This is a genomic window from Flavobacterium plurextorum, assembly GCF_024638035.1.
GTDB classification, from domain to species: Bacteria; Bacteroidota; Bacteroidia; order Flavobacteriales; family Flavobacteriaceae; genus Flavobacterium; species Flavobacterium plurextorum.
The window spans coordinates 5,510,983-5,524,893 of the sequence record NZ_CP100442.1; the positions used below are offsets into that span (position 1 = coordinate 5,510,983).

Genomic DNA, 13,911 nt, shown 5'->3' on the forward strand with positions numbered 1-13,911 from the left:
ATTCAAAATTGAAATTAAAAATTCTATCAAATAAACTTAAAAAACTTTTAAACCCTTTTAAGTTTAACCATCGAAAGATACTTATTTTTTTATTTCGACTCAAAAAACAAACGCGACAGATTTACAAAAATCTGTCGCGTTTGTTTTATCCTTAAGAATTAAGATTTTCTTAATGCATATCGTGTATTCTCTTTAATTTGAAAGAAAAATAAATATAAAAAATTCCAAGAGCAATAAAAGCAAAAGCTGTCCAATACACTAAAGAAAGCCCGGCAAAAACAGGATTCCATAATAACACAAACGAAAATATAGTTCCGAGTATTCCTAGAATCAAAAGATTTCCCCAATCAGAAACTGCATAACTCTTTAAATTAAAAGCAATAACTATAGCCATTATAGAACGAAATAGAATTACAAAACCCACATAAAGCGGCAGCAGAGTAATTGAAATCAGCGGATTAATAACCAACAATATTCCCACTACTAAACCTATAATCCCTGATGCTAATGTCCATCCCCAATTGTCAATTTTCTTTCTGTTTGAAAGAGCAAAAATGATTTCAAAAATTCCGCTTCCCAAAAACGAAACACTAAAAAGAAATGCAAGAGTTAAATAAGCTGCCAACGGTGTCATAAATGACCAAATTCCGATTCCAACAAACAGTAATCCTACCAATAAAGGAATATACCAGTAATCAATAGCTTTTTTTACTTTTTTAAATAAAGAATTTTCCATAAGTATACTTTTAAAATCGTGCCTACTCTATAAAGTTTTCAGCTTACCTTTAAAAATCAACGCTATAAAAACTACTTTTCAGATTTTCTTATATCGTTGTTTCTCAAAGATATAAATAAAAAACTGACAAATAAGTATAATTCACTGCCAGTTTCAACTTCATCATAGCTTTCAAAAAACAAACAACGAATTCATTCTAATTCCTTAAATCTGCAAAAAACCTTTAAATTTCTTCTACTCTGTAATAAAACAAGAAGCTGGCAGATTTGCTTCATTAAACAGGTCAGATTGTATTGTATTTCCCCAAGCAAACCTCGCTTTCATAGGACTCTCCACTTTTTTGCATACCAAAACAACTTGATTGTTTTTAATTGATGCTTCGGCAAAATAGAAAACTCCATCAGCATCAGCGACTTCAAATTGTTTCGAATTTTCATTCTTGAAATACAACCCTTCAGCATAGTCAAAAAAAACTTCTATTGTATTTTTCTCCATTTTAATTTCTTTAAAAAGCGGCCCGTTAACTAAATCCGAATTGATTTTATACGTTTCAGCCAAGGCTAAATTTGCCAAGCGGATTCCAACTTCTTTTTTATTTTTTGGATGAATATCAATTACATCTGAAATGTCAGAAGTCAGAACCATTCCCGTTTTCGAAACTTCTTTTAGAATTTTTCTTTGAGAATTTCTAATTATAACATTAGAAAAGTTATTTGCTCCTGATTTAAAAGGAGTGATTTGTACGAAGTAAAAAGGAAATTCGTCATTCCATTTCTTTCTCCAAGAATCAATCAAAGCTGATAATGTCTTATCATAAACCAAAGAACCAACATTTGATTCTCCTTGATACCAAAGCGTTCCTGCAATTTTAAATCCTGTAAAAGGATGAATCATTGCATTGTAAGCGCGTCCAGGCAAATGTGGATCGTATTCTTGCTGATTTAATTTCTTAGCGTTTTCCAATAAAATTGGATCATTCTGCACGACTTCTTCCGGCATCCAAATCTCGGCAGGAGTTCCTCCCCAATTTGAAGAAATCAATCCGATTGGAATATTTTTTAAATCTTCCTGCAAGCGTTTAGCAAAGAAATAACCGATAGCACTAAAATTTCTCATGGTTTCTGGAGTCGATTCAACCCAATTTCCGGATAAATTATACTGCGGAGTTGCGGCTGTTGATTTTGGAACAGTATAAAAACGGATATTTTTATTTGCGGCATTCTGTGCTTCTTCCTCGCCGTCATCGATTCCCCAATTTACAGACATTTCCATATTTGATTGTCCTGAACAAAGCCAGACTTCACCAATCAAAATATTTTTTAAAACAACTTCACTATAACCTTTTATTGAAATTGTAAAAGGTCCGCCAGCTTCGGGTGTTTTAATATAAAGTTCCCATTTAGCCTGATTATCAGCAACAGTTTTATACTCTCGATTATTCCAACTCGAAACCAATTTGATTTCTTCTTTCGGATTTGCCCAGCCCCAAATTTTTATTTCTGAACTGCGCTGTAAAACCATATTATCACCAAAAATATTTGGTAGTGTAACGTTTGTCATCATAATATTGGGAATCATCTAAAATGAAACAAACTTATAAAACTAAATTGATTTACATATTTTATCATTCTTAAAAGTATTCTTTTGATTTACAAAATTTAGAGGCTATCTTTATCGATTAACTATTTCTTAGTCACAAAAAATGAAATCGCACCTTTTTACAGCTTTATTATCTATTCTTTTATTTTCTTCTTTTACTTTAAAAAAAAACGAGTCCAAAAGTGTTGTTTCTAATCCAAAAATACAAACAGAAATTAACCGAGATTCAATCATTGAATACGCTAAGAAAAACTTAGGTATACCATACAAATATGCCAGCAATGATCCTAAAAAAGGATTTGACTGTTCTGGTTTTGTGGGTTATATTTTTAAAAATTTCGGTATGACTTTACCAAGAAGTTCCAGCGGTTACAAAAATTTAGGAACTTCTTTAAAACCTGAAGAATTTAAAGTTGAAGATGTTTTAGTTTTTTATGGATACAAGAACAAAAATATAGTTGGCCACGTTGGAATAATATGTGAAGCAAACGGAATGCAGTCTAAATTTATTCACGCTTCATCTGGAAAAGCGCAAAAAGTTACCATTACAGCTTTGGATACAGAACATTATACAAAACGCTTTTATAAGTGTATTGATATCTTGACTAAATAATTTTTACTGCGAATTGCGCTGATTTATAGACCAAAATTTAGTTTTAAATCATCTGATTTACAGCTTGAATTTTTATATTTATTCTTATTCTTCTGTCAGTAGTTTTATCAAACTTTCATCTCTTTGATAAATATCTTTGTAAAAATTCATATTACCATCACGATCAACCCAAGCTGTAAAATATCCGATGTAAACAGGTATTTTATTTTTTAATGTGTACCAGCTTTCTTTGCCAGCGTGCATGGCTTTGTCTATTCTTGCAGGAGTCCATGAAGGATCTTGCTTTAATAATTCAATTGCCAGTTCACGAGGTTTTGCAACACGCACGCATCCATGGCTGAACGCTCTGCTTTCTCTTTCAAATAAACTTTTTGAAGGTGTATCATGCAGATAAATATTACTGGAATTCGGAAATAAAAACTTCACTAAACCTAATGAATTGTTTTTCCCAGGAAGCTGACGAACAGCACCATTATTCCATTCTAAATTTTTCTCTTTTAAATAATTTTTATTTTTGGCCATTCCCGGTTTTATCTCCTTATTGATAATACTTGTTGGGACGTTCCAATAAGGACTAAAAACAATATTGTTCATCATTCCGCTAAAAATAACCGTTTTTGTCATTGCTTTTCCTACTACAACAGCCGATGTAAAAGCAATTTTACCATCCCGAATTAAATACAATTTAAACTCTGGAATGTTCACCTCTAGATATTCTTTACCTTTTTCTAATTCTGGATCAATCCAGCGGCAGCGTTCCATGTTGGCAATTATCGTTTTAATTCTATCTGATACAGGAACATTCATTTCATCAATATGTTCTCGTAAGATTATATTTTTGGGAGATAAGCCATGATGCAATTCGTAATTTTTAATCGATTTTATTAAAACAGAATCGCATATTGCACTTTTCGTATCCTCTTTAATATCTTTTGTAATATAAAGTCTTTCTCTAATTTGAGCTATTACTTCAGACGAATCTCCTAATTTAAGATTTTTATAATTTTCATCTATTTCAATAGTTTTCCAGCCTCCTTTTTTTTCAATTTCTCTATATTCACGAAGAACATCACGCAGTTTATAATACTGACTGAACATTTTACTTTTTCTATCGTCGTTTATGGTAGATTTTTGAAAAATAGAATCCGAGAAAACCTGATAATTCATTTTTTTTCGAGGAAGAAGCCATTCTAAAGATCTAGTTGTTTTTTCATCAAAACCACGATATACTTTTTCTCCGTAATAAAAATACAAATTGGTTATCATCAAGTCAGTATTCACTTGCGACAACTTGTTATCGGCATTGCCTTCAAAAATAAAATTGAGTTCTTTGTATGGAAAATTAGCTTTTAAACCTTCATTATCTAATCCTTTGTATTTGTTATACAACGTGTTTCCAAACTCTACCACACCTTTATTATCAAGCCATAATTGTCTCGATTCCTTCTTTTTATATAAAGAAAGAACTTCTTCTTGAAAATTCTTTAATTTCGGATAGGTTTCGTAAAAATCAGCAATTGCAGTGCTGTCGATAGTAAGTTTAAGTTCAGGAACAACTGCCTTTGCTGTTTTTGTTTGATTTCCTTCTTTTTTATCCGCTTTAGAATTACAAGAAACAACAACTGCAAGAAGCATAACTGCAATAAAAGAATACCAAATTTTCATACTATTTTTTGTATAAAAATAGAAAAGTTTTACTGAAAACAAACCAATTGCAAAAAAATAAATTTCATTCTTTTTAATACTGCTTTTATAAAAAAAGTAACAGAATTGAAAACAAAAAAAACTCCAAATACTTAATGTATTTGGAGTATCCACTTTATATAACTAACCTCTAAAAATAAACTTATTTAAATAACAGTTCCTTTTAATGTAAGCACTTTTGGAGCTGTTTCAGCACTTGTTGTTACTGTAACTGTTTTTGTAAATCCTCCTTTGTTTGCAGCATTGTAAGTTGCAGTAACTTTTGCAGATTTACCAGGTAAAATTGGCTCTTTTGTATAATCTGTTGCAGTACAACCGCATGAACCTTTTACATCTGTGATTACTACAGCTGTTTTTCCTGTATTTTTAAATTCGTAAACAATCGCTTTTGGAGTACCTTGAGGTATCTGTCCAACATCTATTGTTTCTGCTTTCCAAACAATTGTTGAAGCTGCTTCAATTACTGTTGTTTCAGAAACTAATGATTGTACTGGTGCAATAGCTGAAAAAGACATTAAGCCTAAAGCCAAAGCAAGCATAGAAATTTTAATGATTCTCATAGTCAAATATTTTAAATGGTTTATAGTTCTAATTTTATATTTCAAAAGTAATCCAGACAAAAATAAATCGCTGTTAACCAGTTTCAAATCTTTGTTAACGACTTGTTAATAGCTGTTTTTAACTGTAATTTTGATTAATATTACACTTTTTTAAAGTCTCTTTTCTTGAAAATAAACAAACTAAATAGCATTATAATATTAGGATTGGTTGCCATAATCAGCATTTTGGTAGCGCAATTGCTTTGGACGAAAGAAGCTTTTACTATTGAACAAAAGAAACTCAACCAAAAAGCACATATTGCGTTGCTGGAAGTGGCAAAAAAACTATACGAAGGCACAAATCATGAAATGCCAACCCAGATTTCGGTTCAAAAAATTGCAAATGATTATTATATCGTAAATGTTGAGAATGATTTTGAACCTGATATTTTAGAATTCTACCTAAAATCTGAATTCAAAAAAATGAATATTACGACTGATTTTGAATACGCGATGTACAATTGTCAAAGCGACGAAATGGTTTATGGAAATTATATTTCACTATCACAAAAAGGTAAAGAGAAAAAAACGGTTCATTTTCCTAAACACAAAAATTTAGTTTATTATTTTGCTGTTCGTTTTCCCAATGAAACCAGCTATTTATTTAGCTCAATGCGATTTTGGTTCGTTCTTTCGATTGCCTTAATTTTAGTTTTACTAATTTACGTTTATTCTATTTTTACACTCTTACAGCAAAAAAAATATTCTGAGCTGCAGCGGGATTTCATTAACAATATGACTCATGAGTTTAAAACGCCTTTATCTTCCATTTTAATTGCCTCAAAATATCTGAGCGATCAAAATCCGATTAAGGAAAATAAAAAACTTCATACTTATACGGAGATCATTATCAACCAAAGCAATAAGTTGAATCACCATATCGAAAAGATTTTAAATATTGCCAAATCTGATTACAGACCTTTAGAATTAAAAAAGGAAACTGTCCTGATTGTTCCGATTATTGAAGAAGCAATTGAAAACATTCAGCTGAAATATCCTGAAGCGGTCATCAAAATCGAAACGCTTTCAAAGGAATATTTATTAGAAACAGATGTTTTTCATTTTTCTAATATCATCTATAATCTTTTAGATAACGCGGTAAAATACTGCAATAAAAAACCAGAAATCGCAGTTAGAATATCTGATGAAAAATCAATTTTAAGAATTGAAGTGATTGACAACGGAATTGGAATTTCTTCTAAAAAAATATCCTTTATATTTGATAAGTTTTATCGGGTTCAAAATGAAAAAAGCAATGAAGTTAATGGTTTTGGACTTGGTTTATATTATGTAAAAGAAATTTGCGGACTGCAAAACTGGAAAATAAAAGCCGAAAACAATGCAACAAACGGAGTTACTATAACTTTATCTATTCCTTATAAAAAATGAAACATTATAAAATACTTTATACCGAAGATGATGAAACATTAGCCTTTTTGACCAAGGATAATCTCGAACAAAACAATTACGAGGTTGTTCATTGTATTGATGGCAAGTCTGGCTTAGAAACTTTTAAGAAAGAGAGTTTTGACATTTGTATTTTTGATATTATGATGCCAAAAATGGATGGTTTTGAATTGGCTTCAGAAATAAGAAAAATAGATTTAGATGTGCCTATTATTTTTTTATCGGCAAAAACTTTAAAAGAAGATCGTATAAAAGGACTTCGTTTAGGAGCTGATGATTATTTGGTAAAGCCTTTTAGTATTGAAGAATTAATGCTTAAAATTGAAATTTTTCTAAAACGCTCTCAGCGAAATATCACGGTCGAGAAATCGATCTACGAAATTGGAAAATACCAATTCGATACTAAAAATTTCATTCTCTTTAATGATGGTGAAAAAATTGGACTTACACAACGTGAAGCCGAATTATTAAAGCTTTTTCTCGACAATAAAAACTCCGTATTAAAAAGAGAACAAATCCTAACCTCGCTTTGGGGAACTGATGATTATTTTATGGGACGCAGTCTTGATGTTTTTATTTCGCGGCTTCGTAAAATTCTATCAAATGAAAAAGGTATTTCGATCGAAAATCTTCACGGAATTGGTTTCAGATTTTCTATTGAATAAATTCCCTAAAATTCTGAATTTAAACGCTAACAATTTTATTAAAAACAAAGAGAAATCTATAAATTAAATTTGAAAAATCTTTGTATTTTTAATATCTAATTTTCCAGATATGAAAATACATCATTTGCGAAATGCGACTTTAGTTATTGAAACAGAGAAGCATGTAATTTTGGTTGATCCAATGTTAGGAAAAAGAAAAACGATTCCTCCATTTACAATCTTTCGATACAAACCAAAAAGAAATCCCTTGGTTTCTCTGCCTAAAAACAGCCGAGAAATTTTGAGCAGAGTAACTCATTGTTTAATTACTCATTTACATCCTGATCATATAGACAAAGCTGGTGAAGTCTTTTTAAGACGAAAAGGAATATCTGTTATTTGCAGCACAAAAGATGAAAAAGAGTTAACGAAAAGAGGACTTAACATTGTTCAAACTTTAAATTACTGGGAACCTCAATCTTTTTTAGATGGAAAGATTATTGGCATTCCGGCGCTTCATGGTTATGGTTTTGTTGCAAAATTAATGGGTAGCGTAATGGGATTTTACATCGAACTCGAAAATGAGAAATCTGTTTACATAAGCGCTGACACCATTTTCACCAATGATGTACAAAAAGCTCTCATAGAGTTAAAACCTGATATTGCAACTGTTGCCTGCGGAACTGCCAGATTAGATTTTGGACAGCCTTTATTAATGCGAATGAATGATATTTTGAAATTTACAACACTTGCTCCTGGAAATGTTTTTGCAAATCATCTTGAAGCTTTAAATCATTGTCCTACAACTCGTGAAGAACTGAAAACAGCTCTTGCTGAAAATAACCTTCTCTCTAAAACTGCAATTCCAAGCGATGGAACTTTTGTGGAATATTGATTTATAAAACTAATAGTCCAAACTCGCGTAAAGTGTTTACTGGTTTTGAATACCAAAACAATTCAAAATCTTCTAAATGAGTTTCAAAGTCATTTTTCACTTCTTGAAAAGTACAACTTTTAGAATTTGAAACTGAAATTTTAGTTAAAATTTCGATTAACCATTTACCTTCTTCATTACTGGTTTGAATAGTAAAACTTTGTTTTTTGTCATGAAAAGTAAGCGACATCATTTCCCAGCTTCTGCCTTTTTTAGATTTAGTAAAAATCTCCGTTGAAGGTTTTCCACCAAGCCAAACCACTTTTGCATTTGGCTTTGTACTGAAATCATTTTGCTCTTCAAGTGCATTAAATATAAAATCGGGATGAATTTTTGTCTTCGGAATTTTGAAATCAAACCAATCTTGAAGCTCGTAATCAAAACAAATTCCATGCATGAAATTAAAAAGTGATTTCTTTAACCCAAAACTAAATTTATCGTGATTGATTCCTGTTGAATCTGTGTATTCAATATCATTATTAGCAAAAGTTCCAATAGTTTCAGAAGCCTTAGTTACACCAAATTTTTCAGGATACAATCCAACAGGACTATGAGCCGTTAATGCAAACTGATGCCAAAATCCAGATTGCAAAACTCCCGCTTCAAACAACTGACGAACCATTTCAAGACTATCAACTGTTTCTTGGATCGTTTGTGTTGGATATCCATACATTAAATACGCATGAACCATAACTCCTGCTTCAGTAAAATTGCGGGTTACTTTTGCAACTTGCTCCACGGTTACACCTTTGTCTATTAATTTCAATAATCGGTCTGAAGCAACTTCTAAACCGCCTGAAACGGCAATACATCCAGAAGCTTTTAAAAGAAGACAAAGATCTTTAGAAAAACTTTTTTCAAATCTAATATTCGTCCACCATGTAACTGCAAGTTTTCGCTTTATTATTTCAAGCGCCAAAGCGCGCATTAAAGCTGGCGGCGCAGCTTCATCGACAAAATGAAAGCCATTTTGACCGGTCTGCAAAATCATCTCTTCCATTCGATCACAAAGTAAACTTGCCGCAACTGGCTCGTAAACTTTAATATAGTCTAATGAAATATCACAAAAAGTACATTTTCCCCAGTAACAGCCGTGTGCCATGGTAAGTTTATTCCAACGTCCATCGCTCCACATTCTGTGCATTGGATTCACAATTTCAATTACAGAAATGTATTTATCCAAAGGCAGATCTGAGTAATCTGGAGTTCCTACTTGTGATTGTTTATAATCGTGTTTTAAAGAGTTATTTTTATAAACTACTTCTCCGTTTTCTAGTAAAAATGTTCTTTTATAATGCTTCTCGTTCCTCGACTCCGCTCGGGATGACATATTTTCAATAAGTTCTTCTATTGGAACTTCGCCATCGTCTAAAGTGATGAAATCGAAAAATTCAAAAACACGTTTATCTGAAAGGGATCGCAGTTCTGTATTTGGGAAACCACCGCCCATTGAAATCTTAATTTCGGGATGATTTTGTTTTACCCATTGTGCACATCTAAATGCGCTGTATAAATTTCCTGGAAAAGGAACAGAAATCAAAAAGAAAGTAGGCTTTACAGTTTCAATTTTTTCTTTTAGAATAGAAATTAAAACAGAATCAATATAAGTTGGTTCTTGTTGTAAAGCATTGTACAATTCATCAAAAGAATTGGCGCTTCGACCTAAACGCTCTGCATATCGGCTGAAGCCAAAATTTTCGTCAACACATTCTACAATAAAATCCGAAATATCTTCAAGATATAAAGTCGCCAAATGTTTGGCTTTATCTTGAGTTCCCATTGTTCCAAAAGCCCAATCTAGTTCTTCCAACTGTGCAAAACGAGAAGCTTCGGGCAGAAAATCTTCCTGACAAATCTGCAAAGCCAAAGTTGGATTTTTTCCCTGCAAAAACTGAATGACAGCATCAATTGTTTTGATGTATTCATCCTGTAAAGCAAAAATACGCTTAGAGTTATCTGAGATATCAAAACTAGAAGTCTCAAACTTAAAACTTGAAGTTTTAAACAAATTATTTAATCCTTTCTTCGAAAACAATTCTAAAATCACATCAATACCCAAATCAGCCTGAACCGACTCGATATTTTTGGTATTCAAAAAACCTTTTATATAAGCCGTCGCCGGATACGGAGTATTCAGTTGTGTAAAAGGCGGCGTAATTACAAAAAGTTTCGTTTTCAAAGGGAATTATTTTTTGCAAAAATACGAGATATTTAGTGACTTTTATGGGAAAGATTTTATAAGCACACGTTTTAATTTTTTGATTTTGTTTTGTAAGATATTTAATTAATTTTACTGCTATCCAAAACAAACCTATGAAACACAAATTACTTTTGCTTTTTTTGTTTTTTTCTCTGTTAATGCGTGGTCAATGTTTTGATTGCGCAAAAGTTTACGCTGGCTGGATTGGGGGCGCCGTCTATGATTTAGAGAAAACAAGCAATGCAGTATACGTAACTATAGGAACACATATTTCTGGTGACAATAGAACAGATAAATCCGGATTATACAAGTATGATTTAAATTGTAACCTTATTTGGAAAAAAGAATTTCCTGATTATACAAGTGCCGATTATATATGCACTGACGACCAGGGAAATTCCTATGTTTTGGTAAAAGAACTTTTAGGTCAGAATTACAATTATGGAAGAGAACCATTTTTTCTTGATGGTTTAGAGTTTTATTTTGGTGTTACACTTTACAAATTGTCTCCAAACGGGAATATTGTTTGGAATCGTAAAATTGGTACAATAAACAATTTAGCAAAAAACGTTTACTACAATAATGGCTACATTTATGTCACCGGCTCATTTAACAATTCTATCAATATCAATAATCAAATTTTATTAAGTGATAATGCTTATTATGGACGAACTTTTGTTGCGAAATTTGATACTGAAGGAAATTTAATTGATGCTAAAAAATACGGATCTGGTTTGGACTTACTTAAGGCTTCCGAAATAGATAAAAATGGAAATATATATTTCGCTAAAACTGATCCAAACTCTACTACTTCTAGTATTTTCAAAGTAAATCCGAACTTAGAAATTGTGTGGAGCAAAGAGATTTCTAATAATGGTAATATTCCTAACAAGACTTCTTATAGACCTACAATATTGCATTACAACCCAATAAATGACAAATTATATCTATGGGGCTGCTTTGATAGAAAAGTAAATATCCTAAATACTGAATTTAATACAAACTCATTAAGGAACGATGTAAAACAATCTGTTTTAACAGAATTTAATCCTTCGAATGGAAACCTGGAACGCTTTAAACAAATTAATAATAATTCATTACTTGAATATCCCGGAGAAGGTAATCTTCGTTCAAGAAGTTTAAGCAAAGCATTTATGACTGAAAAAGATAATGAATTGTTTGTTTTAACCAGCTTTTCTGCCACAATGAACTTTCCTAATGCAAATATCACTTCAAGACCTAATAATGAAGAACTGGTACTTTTTAAAATGAATTTAAATACTTTTGAACCAGAATATATTTTAAAATCATCGTCGGGCACAAACATTAGCTTCACTTTTGATGCAGCGGGACCTATTCAATTTGACGGGGATGATCTTTTTCTCACTTCAAACTTTCAAAGTAAACCTCTAATAATTAATAATTCTACTATTTATGGGAACAGTGGAAATGGGGAAGAAAATGGATTACTTTATAAACTAAAATTCAATTCTTCTACTCCTAGAAAGGGTGAAATAATCGTTAAAAACACTTGTTTTAATAAAGCTGTTGATTTTGATGTAAAAGGCACCTTTGATTCTATAGAATGGAATTTTGATGACCCAGGGTCAAATAGTAATAATACAGCAACAATAAATACTCCACAACATCAATTTACTGTTATAGGAACATATAACATTTCTGCAACTATAAAATGTGGAAGCGAAACTCAAACCATATATAAGGAAATTACCATTACAAATGCTCCTAGTGATTTTACCTTAAATTCAATTTACTCTTGCGAAACAAATTCAGGATCTCATATTTCCAACTCTTTTGACACTTCAAACATACATACAACCGTCATAGGAAATCAATCTGATTTAATAGTAGAATATACCAATCAAAATGGGGTTTTATTACCTAGTCCTTTACCAAACCCTTATACAAATACAGTAAAAAAAGAAGAAATAATTACCGTAAAAAGCTACTTTAGAACAAATCCATCTTGTTTTGTAGAGCGAGATTTTAAACTAATTACAATTAATAAACCCGAAGTTCCTGCCTGCAACTCGCTGCAAGCCTTCTGCATTCAAGAAAATGCAACATTAGCCAATATTCAAATTACAGGAAATACTATAAAATGGTATAACGCCCTAACGGCTGGAACACTTTTATCAGATACAACTTTACTTCAAAATGGAATAACGTATTATGCATCGCAAACCATTAACGGCTGTGAAAGCGAAAGGACTCCTGTAACAATTACAATTCAAAATACTCTAGCACCAACAGCAACTGCAAATCAGCCTTTTTGTACAAGTCAAAATGCCACAATTGCCAATATTCAAGTCATCGGAACTTCAATAAAATGGTACGATGCATCAACTAATGGTTCTTTGTTAGCAGAAACAACAAATTTGATTAACGGAAAAACCTATTATGCTTCGCAAACAATTAATAATTGTGAAGGTCCGAGATTTGGAGTTACTGTTTCAATTGTAAATACACCTTCTGCTCCAACAGGAAACGGCAATCAGTCTTTTTGTAAAAACGAAAATGCAACCTTAAACAGTATTCAAATTTTAGGGCAGAATATAAAATGGTATGATACCAATATGTCTGCAGCCACTTTACCAAACACTACTTTATTAGAGGACAACAGAACGTACTACGCTTCTCAAACTATTGGATGCGAAAGTGATAGAACTCCTTTTTTAGTTAGAATTTACGACACCTCATTGCCAACAGGAAGCAGTAATCAACAATTTTGTATAGATGAAATTGCTACTATCGAAAATTTAAGTATAAATGGAACCAATATTAAATGGTATGATGCTGCAACAAGCGGAAATATTTTACTAGAAACCACTTTATTACAAAATGGTATTTATTATGCAACTCAAACATTAAATAACTGCGAAAGTCAGCGGCTTGCCATTACTGTAAAAATACAAGACACTCAAATTCCAATTGCTGATTCACCGCAAAAATTTTGTATTCAAAAAAATGCTGTAATAGATGATATTGATATTATTGGACAAAATATAAAATGGTACGAAAATACATCTTCAAATATAACTTTGGGTAAGTCAACAACTTTACAAAACGGAATCACCTATTACGCTTCACAAACTGTAAATAATTGTGAAAGTGACAAAGTACCTATTATCATCAATATACTTGAAGCAACAACTGGAGATTGTATCAATTTTGTTGATGAACTACCTTTTCCAAAATTCTTCACCCCAAACAATGATGGCTATAATGATTATTGGACAATTGATTTTGCTTATTTGGCGCCAAATACCGAAATCAAAATATTTGATCGTTACGGAAAATTCATAAAAGAACTAAATAGTAATACTGGCTGGGATGGAAATTATTTGGGACAACAACTCCCTACATCTGATTATTGGTTTATTGTTACCCGATTAAACGGAAAGAAATTTACAGGACATTTTAGTTTAAAAAGATAAATTCAATTACAAGTTCA

10 protein-coding genes are annotated in these 13,911 nt (G+C 31.6%); 5 read left to right on the top strand and 5 right to left on the bottom strand.

Going from position 1 to position 13,911, the window contains the following annotated elements; all coding sequences use genetic code 11:
* Nucleotides 1-169: 169 nt before the first annotated feature.
* The gene (locus NLG42_RS23885; RefSeq protein WP_089052948.1) at nt 170-736 is read right to left on the bottom strand and encodes an HdeD family acid-resistance protein; all 567 of its coding nucleotides are present in this window, start codon (nt 734-736) and stop codon (nt 170-172) included.
* Nucleotides 737-970: 234 nt separating this feature from the next.
* Nucleotides 971-2,299: a sialate O-acetylesterase gene (locus tag NLG42_RS23890; RefSeq protein WP_257682622.1), complete on the bottom strand. Its 1,329-nt coding sequence runs from the start codon at nt 2,297-2,299 to the stop codon at nt 971-973.
* A 139-nt stretch (nt 2,300-2,438) separates the two neighbouring features.
* Here NLG42_RS23890 and NLG42_RS23895 point away from each other — a divergent pair, with 139 nt between their 5' ends.
* Nucleotides 2,439-2,948 (top strand): C40 family peptidase, encoded by a 510-nt coding sequence (locus tag NLG42_RS23895; RefSeq protein ID WP_257682623.1) that lies wholly within the window; start codon nt 2,439-2,441, stop codon nt 2,946-2,948.
* 84 nt (nt 2,949-3,032) lie between these two features.
* On the opposite strand, the gene NLG42_RS23900 is transcribed toward NLG42_RS23895, so the two are convergent.
* Nucleotides 3,033-4,613 (bottom strand): L,D-transpeptidase family protein, encoded by a 1,581-nt coding sequence (locus NLG42_RS23900; protein ID WP_099719635.1) that lies wholly within the window; start codon nt 4,611-4,613, stop codon nt 3,033-3,035.
* A 185-nt stretch (nt 4,614-4,798) separates the two neighbouring features.
* Nucleotides 4,799-5,212, bottom strand: coding sequence for a DUF1573 domain-containing protein (locus NLG42_RS23905; protein ID WP_089052944.1), 414 nt, complete (start codon nt 5,210-5,212; stop codon nt 4,799-4,801).
* 165 nt (nt 5,213-5,377) lie between these two features.
* Here NLG42_RS23905 and NLG42_RS23910 point away from each other — a divergent pair, with 165 nt between their 5' ends.
* The 3 genes from NLG42_RS23910 (at nt 5,378) to NLG42_RS23920 (ending at nt 8,197) form a co-directional block, all read left to right on the top strand.
* Nucleotides 5,378-6,640 (top strand): sensor histidine kinase, encoded by a 1,263-nt coding sequence (locus NLG42_RS23910; RefSeq protein ID WP_257682624.1) that lies wholly within the window; start codon nt 5,378-5,380, stop codon nt 6,638-6,640.
* Entirely contained in the window at nt 6,637-7,323 is a 687-nt protein-coding gene (locus tag NLG42_RS23915) for a response regulator transcription factor (protein ID WP_089056231.1), read from the top strand. The genes NLG42_RS23910 and NLG42_RS23915 overlap by 4 nt, the downstream gene beginning before the upstream one ends.
* A 109-nt stretch (nt 7,324-7,432) precedes the next feature.
* Nucleotides 7,433-8,197, top strand: a complete 765-nt coding sequence (locus NLG42_RS23920; protein WP_257682625.1) for an MBL fold metallo-hydrolase — start codon at nt 7,433-7,435, stop codon at nt 8,195-8,197.
* Nucleotide 8,198: 1 nt separating this feature from the next.
* Here the strand turns inward: NLG42_RS23920 and NLG42_RS23925 are convergent, their stop codons facing one another.
* Nucleotides 8,199-10,415, bottom strand: a complete 2,217-nt coding sequence (locus tag NLG42_RS23925; protein ID WP_257682626.1) for a B12-binding domain-containing radical SAM protein — start codon at nt 10,413-10,415, stop codon at nt 8,199-8,201.
* A 134-nt stretch (nt 10,416-10,549) separates the two neighbouring features.
* On the opposite strand from NLG42_RS23925, the gene NLG42_RS23930 reads away from it, so the two are divergent.
* Nucleotides 10,550-13,894, top strand: coding sequence for a T9SS type B sorting domain-containing protein (locus tag NLG42_RS23930; protein ID WP_257682627.1), 3,345 nt, complete (start codon nt 10,550-10,552; stop codon nt 13,892-13,894).
* Nucleotides 13,895-13,911: the final 17 nt, after the last annotated feature.

What these genes read in the sequence shown, in the direction of transcription:
- NLG42_RS23885 (WP_089052948.1), bottom strand. Translation starts at nt 736, where the DNA reads ATGGAAAATTCTTTATTTAAAAAAGTAAAAAAAGCTATTGATTACTGG.
- NLG42_RS23890 (WP_257682622.1), bottom strand. Translation starts at nt 2,299, where the DNA reads ATGATGACAAACGTTACACTACCAAATATTTTTGGTGATAATATGGTT.
- NLG42_RS23895 (WP_257682623.1), top strand. Translation starts at nt 2,439, where the DNA reads ATGAAATCGCACCTTTTTACAGCTTTATTATCTATTCTTTTATTTTCT.
- NLG42_RS23900 (WP_099719635.1), bottom strand. Translation starts at nt 4,613, where the DNA reads ATGAAAATTTGGTATTCTTTTATTGCAGTTATGCTTCTTGCAGTTGTT.
- NLG42_RS23905 (WP_089052944.1), bottom strand. Translation starts at nt 5,212, where the DNA reads ATGAGAATCATTAAAATTTCTATGCTTGCTTTGGCTTTAGGCTTAATG.
- NLG42_RS23915 (WP_089056231.1), top strand. Translation starts at nt 6,637, where the DNA reads ATGAAACATTATAAAATACTTTATACCGAAGATGATGAAACATTAGCC.
- NLG42_RS23920 (WP_257682625.1), top strand. Translation starts at nt 7,433, where the DNA reads ATGAAAATACATCATTTGCGAAATGCGACTTTAGTTATTGAAACAGAG.
- NLG42_RS23930 (WP_257682627.1), top strand. Translation starts at nt 10,550, where the DNA reads ATGAAACACAAATTACTTTTGCTTTTTTTGTTTTTTTCTCTGTTAATG.